Source organism: Pseudomonas pharyngis, from assembly GCF_021602345.1.
Lineage (GTDB): Bacteria > Pseudomonadota > Gammaproteobacteria > Pseudomonadales > Pseudomonadaceae > Aquipseudomonas > Aquipseudomonas pharyngis.
The window spans coordinates 263560-276266 of the sequence record NZ_BQID01000007.1 but is presented as its reverse complement, the minus strand read 5'-3'; the positions used below and the strand labels follow the sequence as shown (position 1 = coordinate 276266).

11 protein-coding genes are annotated in these 12707 nt (G+C 61.3%); 3 read left to right on the top strand and 8 right to left on the bottom strand.

Annotated features, from left to right (window positions below):
* Window positions 1-5 precede the first annotated feature (5 nt).
* Together L6D74_RS16755 and L6D74_RS16750 are read right to left on the bottom strand one after the other, a co-directional pair.
* Window positions 6-899 (bottom strand): glycine betaine ABC transporter substrate-binding protein, encoded by an 894-nt coding sequence (locus tag L6D74_RS16755; RefSeq protein ID WP_064593352.1) that lies wholly within the window; start codon window positions 897-899, stop codon window positions 6-8.
* Between the two features lie 20 nt (window positions 900-919).
* A complete protein-coding gene (locus L6D74_RS16750) occupies window positions 920-1609 on the bottom strand; it encodes an ABC transporter permease (RefSeq protein ID WP_172829515.1) in 690 nt (229 codons plus the stop codon).
* 516 nt (window positions 1610-2125) lie between these two features.
* Here L6D74_RS16750 and L6D74_RS16745 point away from each other — a divergent pair.
* From L6D74_RS16745 to L6D74_RS16735, 3 genes are all read left to right on the top strand, one after another.
* A complete protein-coding gene (locus L6D74_RS16745; protein WP_011332431.1) occupies window positions 2126-3709 on the top strand; it encodes a peptide chain release factor 3 in 1584 nt (527 codons plus the stop codon).
* 127 nt (window positions 3710-3836) lie between these two features.
* The gene (locus L6D74_RS16740) at window positions 3837-5045 is read left to right on the top strand and encodes an MFS transporter (RefSeq protein ID WP_236189847.1); all 1209 of its coding nucleotides are present in this window, start codon (window positions 3837-3839) and stop codon (window positions 5043-5045) included.
* Between the two features lie 160 nt (window positions 5046-5205).
* Window positions 5206-5466, top strand: a complete 261-nt coding sequence (locus tag L6D74_RS16735; RefSeq protein WP_236189845.1) for a hypothetical protein — start codon at window positions 5206-5208, stop codon at window positions 5464-5466.
* 107 nt (window positions 5467-5573) lie between these two features.
* Here L6D74_RS16735 and L6D74_RS16730 read toward each other — a convergent pair whose 3' ends face one another.
* The 6 genes from L6D74_RS16730 to L6D74_RS16705 all read right to left on the bottom strand — a co-directional run bounded on the left by L6D74_RS16730 (window position 5574) and on the right by L6D74_RS16705 (window position 12645).
* On the bottom strand, window positions 5574-6554 hold the full coding sequence (locus L6D74_RS16730; protein ID WP_007953682.1) for a peptide ABC transporter ATP-binding protein: 981 nt from the start codon (window positions 6552-6554) through the stop codon (window positions 5574-5576).
* Window positions 6554-7522, bottom strand: a complete 969-nt coding sequence (locus tag L6D74_RS16725) for an ABC transporter ATP-binding protein (protein WP_011332433.1) — start codon at window positions 7520-7522, stop codon at window positions 6554-6556. The genes L6D74_RS16730 and L6D74_RS16725 overlap by 1 nt, the downstream gene beginning before the upstream one ends.
* Before the next feature lie 10 nt (window positions 7523-7532).
* Window positions 7533-8459 (bottom strand): ABC transporter permease subunit, encoded by a 927-nt coding sequence (locus L6D74_RS16720; protein ID WP_039769224.1) that lies wholly within the window; start codon window positions 8457-8459, stop codon window positions 7533-7535.
* Between the two features lie 11 nt (window positions 8460-8470).
* Complete coding sequence (locus tag L6D74_RS16715; protein ID WP_047597886.1) at window positions 8471-9481, bottom strand: ABC transporter permease subunit; 1011 nt, start codon at window positions 9479-9481, stop codon at window positions 8471-8473.
* Between the two features lie 74 nt (window positions 9482-9555).
* Window positions 9556-11151, bottom strand: coding sequence for an ABC transporter substrate-binding protein (locus tag L6D74_RS16710; protein ID WP_236189843.1), 1596 nt, complete (start codon window positions 11149-11151; stop codon window positions 9556-9558).
* A 78-nt stretch (window positions 11152-11229) separates the two neighbouring features.
* On the bottom strand, window positions 11230-12645 hold the full coding sequence (locus L6D74_RS16705; protein WP_064593356.1) for an OprD family porin: 1416 nt from the start codon (window positions 12643-12645) through the stop codon (window positions 11230-11232).
* Between the last annotated feature and the right edge of the window lie 62 nt (window positions 12646-12707).

Genomic DNA, 12707 nt, shown 5'->3' with positions numbered 1-12707 from the left:
CTCCTTTAGTTCAGTGGATGCTGGCGCAGGAAGTCGGCAGCGACTTTCGACGGGCTCTCGTGATCGACATCGACCCGCGCGTTGAGCTGGCGCATGGTTTCGTCGTCGAACAGCTCGGCCAGCGGCTTGAGTTGCTCCGCCAGTTGCGGGTGTGCGTCGAGGTAGGCCTGACGCACGACCGGTGCGGCGGTGTAGTCCGGGAAGTAATGCTTGTCGTCTTCCAAAAGCTTCAGGCCGAAGGCGTTGAGGCGACCGTCGGTGGTGTAGACCAGACCGGCAAACACCTGACCGTTACGCAGCGCGGTGTAGACCAGCCCCGCGTCCATCTGCCGGATGTTCTTGCGGGTCAGGTTCATGTCGTAGAGCTTGACCATGCCGTCCAGACCGTCGGAGCGGTTGGCGAACTCGGTGTCCAGCGCCACCAGATGATTAGTTTTGGCTTCAGCGCGCAGCACTTCGTTCAACTGGCTGATGGTGTGGATCTGCGGATATTCCTCGGCCACGGTCTTCGGCAGGGCGAGGGCGTAGGTGTTGCTGAATTTCGACGGTGTCAGCCAGACCAGGCCTTTTTTCGCGTCGAGTTCTTTCACCCGGGCGTAGGACTGTGCGCTGTCGAGTTTCTCGGTGACATGGTTGTAGGCCACCAGCGACACGCCGGTGTACTCCCAGAGCATGTCCAGTTGTCCGGTTTCGTGGGCGCTGCGGGCCAGGTTACTGCCCAGGCCACCGGTGATCTGCGCGTCGTAGCCTTTGCTGCGCAGGTATTGCGCGGTGATTTCCGCGAGCAGGGTCTGCTCGGTAAATACTCGGGCGCCGAGGCGAATCACCGGTTTGTCGGCGGCTTGGGCGATCCCTGCGAAGAGCAGCACGCAGCCCAGAATCAAACTAAGTCTTTTCATAAATATTCCTTCGCAAAGCCTCAAGACGGGCGCAAACCGCGTTCGAGCCAGAGACGGCTGGCGAGGGTGACCACGCCATCGAGCAGCAGGGCCAGCAGCGCAGTGCACGCGGCGCCGAGCAGCAGTTGCGGCTGATTGTTCAGGGCGATGCCGGGGAAGATCAGGCTGCCGAGGCTGTTGGCGCCGATCAGGAAGGCCAGCGGCGCGGTACCGACATTGATCGCCAGCGCCACCCGCACACCGCCGACGATGATCGGCACGGCGTTGGGCAACTCGACTTTCCACAGCACCTGGCGCGGGGTCATGCCGATGCCGACAGCGGCCTCTTTCAGCGAGCCCTGGACGTTTTTCAGGCCTTCATAGGTGTTGCGCACAATCGGCAACAGCGAGGCGAGGAACAGGGCGAAGATCGCCGGACCGCTGCCGATGCCGAGAATCCCCAGGGCAATCGCCAGCACGGCCAGCGGCGGCACGGTGTTGCCGATGTTGAAGATCTGCATGAAGCGTTCAGCGCGGCCGACCATGGTCGGGCGGCTCAGGAAGATACCGGCGGGGAGGCCCACGACAAGGGCGGCCAGCATTGAGGCGAGGACGAGAATCAGATGAGCTTGCAGGTAAAACAACAAATCGTCGCGGTAGTGTTCGATCGTGTTGATGCCGATCCAGTGGACCAGCAGGGCCAGGAGCGCGATCACCACCGCACCTCCCATCAGCCCTTTGCCATAGCGGATAGCCACAGGCGGACTCCTTTTTTTAGTCGGCGAACGCAGTCCCGTGTTCAGTGGCCGGGGTGGTCAATTTTGTTAGCCCAACTTCGGCGCCAGAAGTTCATATCCTGCGTTGCTGTTCCTCGCCATAGCGAGCTATGACTCGTCACAGCGCCTTGGCTATGAACTGCTGGCATCCAAATTTGAGCCAACAAAATTGACCACCCCGGCCACCTGCCAAGCCTTGGCTGCCGGGAGAGTCGTTCGCGAGAAGCAGCTTTTTTTCAGCCCGGCAAAAGCGGTCTGAAAGCGAGCCATGAGCGCAGCCTCGTCAGGCTAACTTGCTGATTTTTCAGCCCCTGACGAATTGTCGTAACAGGGGATGGACGTCTCCGTGCTTTAAAAGGTTCCCATCCGAGGCAGCATTTGGCCACCCTTAATATGCTCAACGGTTCGGTTATTGAATCGAGTTGGGCTATAATCGCCGCCCTTTTTTGAATCACCGCCAGGCGATTTCCCATGACCAGACAGGCCGCCGAAGTCGCGAAACGCCGCACTTTCGCCATTATTTCCCACCCCGATGCCGGTAAAACCACCATCACCGAAAAGCTCTTGCTGATGGGCAAGGCGATTGCCGTGGCCGGTACGGTGAAATCCCGTAAATCCGACCGCCACGCGACATCCGACTGGATGGAGATGGAAAAGCAGCGGGGCATCTCGATCACCACGTCGGTCATGCAGTTCCCGTATCGCGAACACATGATCAACCTGCTCGACACCCCGGGCCACGAAGACTTCTCCGAAGACACCTACCGCACCCTGACTGCGGTGGACTCGGCATTGATGGTTCTCGACGGCGGTAAAGGTGTAGAGCCACGTACCATCGCGCTGATGGACGTCTGCCGTCTGCGTGACACGCCGATCGTCAGCTTCATCAACAAACTCGACCGTGACATCCGCGACCCGATCGAACTGCTCGACGAAATCGAAGCCGTCCTGAAGATCAAGGCCGCGCCGATCACCTGGCCGATCGGTTGCTACCGCGACTTCAAAGGCGTGTACCACCTGGCCGACGACTACATCATTGTCTACACCGCCGGTCACGGTCACGAACGCACCGAAACCAAGATCATCGAGAAGCTCGATTCCGACGAAGCACGCGCGCATCTGGGCGACGAGTACGAGCGTTTCCTCGAACAGCTGGAACTGGTGCAGGGCGCCTGCCACGAGTTCAACCAGCAGGAGTTCCTCGACGGTCAACTGACCCCGGTGTTCTTCGGTACTGCATTGGGCAACTTCGGGGTCGACCATGTGCTCGACGCTGTGGTCGACTGGGCCCCACGTCCGCTGCCGCGCGTGGCCAATGAGCGCACCGTGGAGCCGGTGGAAGAGAAGTTCTCGGGCTTCATCTTCAAGATCCAGGCGAACATGGACCCGAAACACCGCGACCGAATCGCCTTCATGCGTATCTGCTCCGGCAAGTACGAGAAAGGCATGAAGATGCGCCACGTGCGTACCGGCAAGGACGTGCGCATCGGCGACGCCCTGACGTTCTTCTCCTCCGAGCGTGAACAGCTGGAAGAAGCGTATGCCGGCGACATCATCGGTCTGCACAACCACGGCACGATCCAGATCGGCGACACCTTCAGCGAAGGCGAAACCCTGGGCTTCACCGGTATCCCGCACTTCGCCCCGGAACTGTTCCGTCGCGTACGCCTGCGCGACCCGCTGAAATCCAAGCAACTGCGCCAGGGCCTGCAGCAGCTGGCCGAAGAAGGCGCGACCCAGGTGTTCTTCCCGGAGCGCAGCAACGACATCATCCTCGGCGCCGTCGGTGTGCTGCAGTTCGATGTGGTCGCCAGCCGCCTGAAAGAGGAATACAAGGTCGAGTGCTCCTACGAGCCGATCACCGTGTACTCCGCGCGCTGGATCGAATGCAGCGACAAGAAGAAGCTCGAGGAATTCTCCAACAAGGCGGTGGAAAACCTGGCACTGGACGGCGGCGGTCACCTGACCTACCTCGCGCCGACGCGGGTCAACCTGGCCCTGATGGAAGAGCGCTGGCCGGACGTGAAATTCCGTGCGACGCGCGAACACCACTAAGCGCTGATTGGCGACACCCGAAAGCCCACTGATAAAACAGTGGGCTTTTTTTTGCGTGTTGATCAAGTATGCGAACTCATTCAAGTCGGGCGCAGGCGTCTGGTCCGATCACCAAGGGAGCAATCGAATGACAGGGAGGCTCGCTCATCTGCTTCGGCCCAACGGCTATTTCAGCCTGATGGCCTGGGTGCTGGCGGCGCTGCTTTTCATCAATCGCCTGAGCAGCATGGTCAAGCTGTTCATGGCGTTGTACTTGCGGCAAGAGTTGGGGCTGGCGATCGAAACGGTCGGCTGGCTGCTGTCGGCGTATGGCGGTGGTCTGCTGATCGGCTCGATGCTCGGCGGATGGCTCAGTGACCACGTCCGCACGGCGCGACTGACGGCGGCGCTGTTCTTTGTCTCTGCTTGGGTTCTGGTCTTGCTGGGGCTGGTCACGCAAGTGCCATTCCTGGCCGGGTTGCTGTTGCTCAGCGGCACTCTCGATGGGGCGATCCGCACCCTGCATCAGCGACTGATCATGGAGTATTGCGAGGTTGCGCAGCGCCCACGGGCGCAGGCCTTGAGTCGCATTGCCCGGAACCTCGGGATGGCCGCTGCCGGTGTGGCGGGCGGTGTTCTGGCACAGGTGGATTTTCGCTGGGTGTTTTTCATCAGCGCCGGGCTCACGCTGCTGGCGTTGCTCTGGTTTGTCCGCACGACCTGGCGCCGGCCGGTGCTGATCGCTGACGAGGCGCCACAGGCGCAATCGAGTTCGGGCCTTCCCTATCGCGACAAACCCTTCCTCTGGCTGCTGGCGGCGACCGTCCTTCTTGGCATGGCGTTCGACACGGTCTACAGCACCTTGGGCAACTATCTTCGCGACTATTACCGTTTGAGCACCGAGGCCATCGGCTGGCAGTTCGCGATCAATGCGATTCTGGTGGTGGCGCTGCAGATTCCCATGTCGCACTGGGGGGAGCGCTGGGGCGCGCGTCGGCCATTGATCGCCGGTTGTGTGCTGCTGGCGGTCGGACTCGGCATGTTGCCGCTGGGTTCCGGGTTGTTTTATGCCTGCCTCTCGACCGTGATCTGGACGCTGGGGGAGGCGTTGTTCATGCCACCGTTGAACGTGCTGGTGATGCAGCATGCGCAAACCGGAAAAAGCGGTCGCTATTTTGGTCTGTTTTTCATGGCCTGGAGTGCGAGTTCGCTGCTGTCGCCGGTGCTGGGTGGGCAGCTCTATGGCCAGTTCGGCGGTCACAGTGTCTGGCTGGCGAGTGCCGTGCTGGCCTTGCTGTCAGTGCCGCTGATTTATCAGGCAACGCGCATTCGAGCCAAGCAAGGTGCAGACGCTTAGCCGATCCGGTTATGAGCGTTATTCGAAAGCGGTCTGTCCACGCATGGCATTTCCGGGCATGGGTCAGCGTCCTATCTGGTGAACCCGGCGGATCGGAACTAGATTTCAATCAGCGTCAGGTCAGCATGAATTTCTCACCTGGAACAGGATGGACTCGGCTATGAAAAACAGGTTGCTACGGGTTTTGCTGCTGTTGAAAGTGATGGTGATGCTGTCCCTCGGCACCGCGACGGCCTGGGCCGAGTGCGAGGATCACGAGACCCAGGCCTCCAGCGGTCAGGTGGGGCACAGCGCGCTGATGCTGGCCAAGTCCGAGTCCGAGCCGGGCGATCAGGGCCAGGGTGGCAGCGCCGACGATGACGACTCGACCACCGACGAGCCGGACTCCGATGATCCGGATGAGGGCGACAGCCAGACGTAGATTCCGGACAAAAGAAAACCCCTTCTTTCTCGACTGATGCGCAATCGAGGCAGAAGGGGTTTGGTCAACTCATCAACAACCCGCCCCGGGAAACGGGGCGGGTTTTTTCAGGCCGCGCCGTCGAGGAACTGCTCGGCGTAGTGGCACGCGACCTGACGCGTGTCGAGCTGGCGCAGGGCCGGCTCTTCGCTGCTGCAACGCGCGGTGGCGTATGGGCAGCGCTTGTGGAACGCGCAGCCAGGCGGCGGGTTCAGCGGGTTGGGCAACTCGCCGACGATCTTGATTTTCGGCTTGTCCGGATCCGGATGGATGGTTGGGGTCGCCGACAACAGCGCCTGGGTGTACGGGTGCAGAGGGCGGGCATAGATGTCGTGCTTCGGACCGATTTCCACCGGGCGACCGAGGTACATCACCATCACGTCATCGGCCACGTGCTGCACCACCGCCAGGTTGTGCGAGATGAACACGTAGCCGGTGTTGAACTCCTGCTGCATGTCCATGAACAGGTTCAGCACCTGCGCCTGGATCGACACGTCCAGCGCCGAGGTCGGTTCGTCCGCCACCAGCACTTTCGGTTGCAGCATCATGGCGCGGGCCAGCGCGATACGCTGACGCTGACCGCCGGAGAACATGTGCGGATAACGCTGGTAGTGCTCGGGACGCAAGCCGACCTGCTTCATCATCGCCTGGACTTTCTCGCGACGTTCGGCGGCCGACAGGTTGGTGTTGATCAGCAGCGGCTCGGCCAGCTGATCACCGATTTTCTGCCGTGGGTTCAACGATGCGTACGGGCTCTGGAACACCATCTGCACGTCTTTGCGCAGTTGCTTGCGCTGAGCCTTGTCGGCGCCGGCCACTTCTTGCCCGGCGATTTTCAGGGAGCCGGATGACGGCTCCTCGATCAGGGTCAGGGCGCGGGCGAGTGTGGATTTGCCGCAGCCCGATTCACCGACGACGGCGAGGGTCTTGCCCGCTTCCAGCTCGAACGACACGCCGTTGAGGGCGCGCACGGTGGCGTGGCCCTTGAACAGGCCACGGGAGACTTCGTAGTGACGGGTCAGGTCGCGGGCGGTAAGTACGACGGCCATTACGCCACCTCCTGGTTCAGCGGATAGAAGCAGCGGGCGAGGCTGTGGCTTTTCGGGTCAAGGGTCGGACGCTGCGCGCGGCAGCTGTCCTGCACGTACGGGCAGCGCGGCGACAGCAGGCAGCCTTGCGGGCGGTCGTAACGGCCGGGAACGATGCCCGGCAGCGTCGCGAGACGCTCGGCACCCTGGCTGTGTTCCGGAATCGCCTTGAGCAGCGCTTCGCTGTACGGGTGGGCCGGGATGTCGAACAGTTGCGGCACCTGCCCGACTTCAACGGCCTGGCCGGCGTACATCACGCACACGCGCTGAGCGGTTTCGGCCACCACGGCGAGGTCGTGGGTGATCAGCACCAGGCCCATGTTCTGCTCTTTCTGCAACGCCAGCAGCAGGTCCATGATCTGCGCCTGAATCGTTACGTCGAGTGCGGTGGTCGGCTCGTCGGCGATCAGCAGTTTCGGCTCGCCGGCAATCGCCATGGCAATTGCCACACGCTGGCTCATGCCGCCGGACAGTTGATGCGGGTAGGCATCCATACGGCTGGCGGCACCCGGGATTTCGACTTTTTCCAGCAGTTCGATCGCACGCTTGCGCGCTTGCTTGCCGGACATTTTCAGGTGCAGGCGCAGCACTTCTTCGATCTGGAAACCGACGGTGTAGCTCGGGTTCAGCGCGGTCATCGGGTCCTGGAACACCATCGCCAGGTCTTTGCCGACGATCTGCCGACGCTGGCGGTTGTTCAGCTTGAGCATGTTCTTGCCGTCGAAGCTCAGCGAATCGGCGGTGACGATCCCCGGGTGCTCGATCAGGCCCATCAGCGCCATCATGGTCACGGACTTGCCGGAACCCGACTCGCCCACGATCGCCAGGACTTCGCCCTTGTCGACTTTCAGGTCGAGGCCGTCGACGACCGGGGTGGCGTTCTTGTCGCCGAAGCGAACGTTGAGATTCTTGATTTCTAACAGTGACATGGGAATCTCCTCAGGCGGCGTTCTTGAGTTTCGGGTCCAGCGCATCGCGCAGGCCGTCGCCCATCAAGTTGATTGCCAGCACGCTGAGCAAAATGGTCAAACCAGGCAGACTCACCACCCACCAGGCGCGTTCGATGTAGTCGCGGGCCGAAGCCAGCATGGTGCCCCACTCAGGGGTTGGCGGCTGGACGCCGAGGCCGAGGAAGCCCAGGGCGGCGGCATCGAGGATCGCCGAGGAGAAGCTCAGGGTCGCCTGAACGATCAGCGGTGCCATGCAGTTCGGCAGCACGGTGATGAACATCAGGCGTGGCAGACCGGCACCGGCCAGGCGCGCGGCGGTCACGTAGTCGCGGTTCAGCTCACCCATCACGGCGGCACGGGTCAGACGCACGTAGGACGGCAAGGACACCACGGCAATCGCGATCACGGTGTTGATCAGGCCAGGGCCGAGGATGGCGACGATGGCCACGGCCAGCAGCAGCGACGGCAGGGCCAGCATGATGTCCATCAGACGCATGATGGTCGGGCCGACCACTTTCGGGAAGAAACCGGCGAACAGACCCAGCAGGATCCCCGGGATCAGCGACATCACCACCGACGACAGACCGATCAGCAGCGACAGGCGCGAACCCTGGATCAGACGCGACAGCAGGTCGCGACCCAGTTCATCGGTGCCGAGCAGGAATTGCATCTGACCGCCTTCGAGCCACGCCGGCGGCGTCAGCAGGAAGTCACGGTATTGCTCGCTCGGGTTATGCGGGGCGACCCACGGCGCGAAGATCGCGCAGAAAATCACCAGCAGCATGAACAGCAGGCCGGCGACGGCGCCCTTGTTCTTGGCGAAAGCCTGCCAGAACTCTTTGTACGGTGACGGGTACAGCAGACTTTGATCCACGGCGGTGGCGGCGGTGACTACTGAGGAAGTTGGAGTGCTCATGGGTATTGACCTCAGCGCTGATGACGGATGCGTGGGTTGGCAAAGCCGTAGAGGATGTCCACCACGAAGTTGACCAGAATCACCAGGCAGGCGATTAACAGGATGCCGTTTTGCACAACCGGGTAGTCCCGGGCGCCGATGGCTTCGATCAGCCATTTACCGATGCCGGGCCAGGAGAAGATGGTTTCGGTCAGGACCGCACCGGCCAGCAGAGTGCCGACCTGCAGGCCGACCACGGTCAGCACCGGAATCAGCGCGTTGCGCAGGCCGTGGACGAACACCACGCGCGACGGCGACAGGCCTTTGGCCCTGGCGGTACGGATGTAGTCTTCACGCAGCACTTCGAGCATCGACGAACGGGTCATCCGCGCGATCACCGCCAGCGGAATGGTGCCCAGCACGATGGCCGGCAGGATCAGGTGGTGCAGGGCATCGAGGAACGCGCCCATGTCATCGGCCAGCAGGGTGTCAATCAGCATGAAGCCGGTGCGCGGCTCGATGTCGTAGAGCAGGTCGATCCGCCCGGACACCGGGGTCCAGCCCAGGCTCACCGAGAAGAACATGATGAGGATCAGGCCCCACCAGAAGATCGGCATCGAGTAACCCGCGAGGGAGATGCCCATCACCCCGTGGTCGAACAGGGATCCTCGCTTGAGAGCCGCGATCACCCCGGCCAACAGGCCCAGGATGCCAGCGAACAGCAGGGCGGCCATGGACAGTTCCAGGGTCGCCGGGAAGAGGGAGGTGAACTCGGTCCATACGCTCTCACGGGTGCGCAGGGATTCGCCGAGGTCGCCGTGGGCCAGTTTGCCGATGTAGTCCAGGTACTGGGCGTACAGCGGTTTGTTCAGACCGAGGCGTTCCATTGCCTGAGCGTGCATTTCGGGGTCGACCCGACGTTCGCCCATCATCACTTCCACGGGGTCGCCGGGAATCATGCGAATCAACGCGAAAGTCAGCAAGGTGATGCCGAAAAACGTGGGGATCAATAACCCCAGTCGGCGGGCAATAAAACTAAACATCGTGTGTGGTACCTCATCAGCCGGTTAGGCGTGCCCGGTTTCCCTGGGGTCAGGGAAACCGGGAGTTTTCTTATCTACTTCACCTGGGTGGTGGCGAAGTTATTGGTTGTCAGAGGGCTGATGTGATAACCCTCTACGTTGTTGCGCATTGCGGTGAACATGCGGGTGTGGGCCATGCTGATCCACGGTTGGTCCTGATTGAACAGCACTTGAGCCTGTTCATACAGCCTGGCGCGTTCGGCCGGATCTACTTTAGCCCGTGCTTCGTCGAGCAGGGCCTGGAATTTCTCGTTGCACCAGCGCGCGTAGTTTTCGCCGTTCTTGGCGGCTTCGCAACTGAGCATAGGCGTCAGGAAGTTATCCGGGTCGCCGTTGTCGCCCGCCCATCCGGCCGAGACCATGTCGTGCTCGCCGGCCTTGGCGCGTTTGAGCATCTCGCCCCATTCCATCACGCGGATGTCGATCTTGATCCCGACTTTCGCCAGGTCGGCCTGCATCATCTGCGCGCCGAGCATCGGGTTCGGGTTGGTCGGGCCGCCACCGTTGCGGGTGAACAGGGTGAACGTGGTGCCTTCCGGTACACCGGCTTCCTTGAGCAGGGCACGAGCCTTGTCGAGGTCACGTGGCGGGTTTTTCAGCTCGTGGTTGTAGCCCAGCAGGGTCGGCGGGTACGGGTTGACCGCCACGCTGGCGTTGCCTTTGCCGAACAGGGCGTTGACGTAGGCTTCCTTGTCGAAGGCGATGTCGATCGCTTTGCGCACCCGCACGTCGCTGATGTACTTGTGCTGGGTGTTCATGGCGATGTACGAGACGGTCATCGCGTCCATTTCATCGACTTTCAGGTTGCTGTCTTTCTTGATGCTCGGGATGTCATCCGGTTTCGGGTACAGCGCGATCTGGCACTCGTTGGCCTTGAGTTTCTGCAAGCGCACGTTGTTGTCGGTGGCGATCGCCAGGATCAGCGCGTCAGCCGGCGGCTTGCCACGGAAATAGTCCGGGTTGGCCTTGAAGCGTACCTGGGCGTCCTTGTTATAGCGCTGGAAGATGAACGGCCCGGTGCCGACCGGTTTGTTGTTCAGATCGCCGGTCTTGTTGGCCTTGAGCAACTGGTCGGCGTATTCGGCCGGGTAGATCGAGGAGAACGCCATGGCGATGTCGGCCAGGAACGGCGCTTCGCGGCGGGTCAGGGTGAACTTGACGGTGTTGTCGTCGACTTTCTCGACGCTTTTGAGCAGTTCCTTGAAGCCCATGCTTTCAAAGTACGGGAAGCCCACGCTCGACAGCTTGTGCCACGGGTGATTCGGGTCCAGCTGACGCTGGAAACTCCAGACCACGTCGTCGGCGTTCATGTCGCGGGTCGGCTTGAAATATTCGGTGGTGTGAAACTTGACGCCTTTGTGCAGGTGGAACGTGTAGGTCAGGCCGTCTTCGCTGATGTCCCACGACTCGGCCAGCGCCGGAATCACTTCGGTGGTACCGGGCTTAAAGTCCGCCAGACGGTTGAAGATGGTTTCGGCCACCGCGTCGGCAGTGACTGCAGTCGTGTACTGGACCATATCGAAGCCTTCCGGACTGGCTTCGGTGCAGACCACCAAGGGTTTGGCCGAGACGCCGACAGCGACACTCAGCAACGCAGCCGCGATGGCCGCACGTAGGGGAAGCATTTTCATCAAGAACCCTCTGCAATCGGTTGAAGACAAAAAGCCGAACGGCCGACTCGTCACTGAGTCAGCCGTCGGCTGGCGGTTTTACAGGATGTTGAATGGAACGGTGGTCACCAGACGGAACTCGTTGATGCTGCCGTCAGCCTGGTTTTCGCTCGCACGGTGCGCGGTGTAGGTCGCGCGAACGGTGGTGGCTTTCAGAGGACCGCTCTGTACCGCATAAGCGGCACCGATGCCATATTCATAGTGATGCTCGCCGTCCATCGACTGCACGCCATCGTAGCCGCCACCCTTGTAGTGAGTGCCGTCGATGCCCCAGCCGCGGGCCTGGTAGATGTTGAACTTCAGGCCTGGCACGCCGTATTCGGCCATGTTCAGACCGTAGGCCACCTGGAAGGATTTCTCGTTCGGGCCGTTGAAGTCCGACAGCAGGGAGTTGGCCAGGTAGATGCCGTTTGTTTCGTGCAGGTAGTCGAAGTACTCGTTACCGTTCACTTCCTGGTAGGAGAAGGTCAGGGTATGCGCCTGGTGGGTCAGACCGAACGACAGGGAGTAGGTGTCGTTGTCGATTTCACCGAGTTTCTTCTTACCTTCGTCCACGGTCTTGTAGTAGTTCAGACCGGTGGTCAGGGCCAGAACCGAGCTGTCACCCAGCACGTGAGTGGCGCCGAAGTAGTACTGGTTCCACAGGTCTTCGGCCTGGGTGCCCCACAGGCTGGTGGTCAGGCTGGCGAACGGCTGGTACGAGATACCGCCGGTGTGAACGTGGTCGGCTTCGGCATCGATCGCGCCGTATTCGGAGCGGAATTTGCTCAGGCTTTCTTCGGTACGCGGCGACACGCGGTCGAACGAAGCCAGGTCGAAGGACAGGTTGTTCAGTTCTTCGCTGTGGATCGCGAGACCTTCGAAGCTCGATGGCAGTGGACGGTTGCCGATCACATCGACCTGCGGGCTGCTGAAGTTCATGCGACCGGCGGTCAGGGTGGTGTTGGAGATCCGCGCCTTGACGTTGGCCAGGCCGACTTTGCTCCACTGGCCCTGGGCTTCGCCGCCTTCACGGGTCAGGGTACGGTTGTTGCCCGCGCCTGGACGGGTTCCCGGTGCGCCGCCGTTGTTGGCCGCCAGGTTCTCGCGGTCACGCTCCAGCGCGATGGCGTTGTACGCCGCCACTTCGGTGCTGAAACCGACGGTGCCTTCGGTGAAGCCCGAGTTGTACTTGACGATAGTGCCTTGCACCCAGTTGATACGGCGGTCGGTCGGGGTGGCCACACCATCCTTGCGATAGGTGAACTTGCCGCCGCGTTTCAGTTGTTCGTTGGCGTACCAGTTTCGGGTCGTGCCGCTGATTGTGGAGCCTTCGAGAAAGCCGGTGGCTTCAGCCTGGGCGCTCTTCTCGTTGACGGTCACCGGGGTGAACGCCTGGCTTTGGGTTTCCGCATAAGCCGTGGCGGTGATGCTGCTGATGGCCAAGGCCAGTATCGCGGTATTGCTCAGTTTCATGGGTGAAGCTCCTTTACTTTCTTTTTATGCCGGCTTTTTTGGGTTGGCCGGTTATTGGTTTA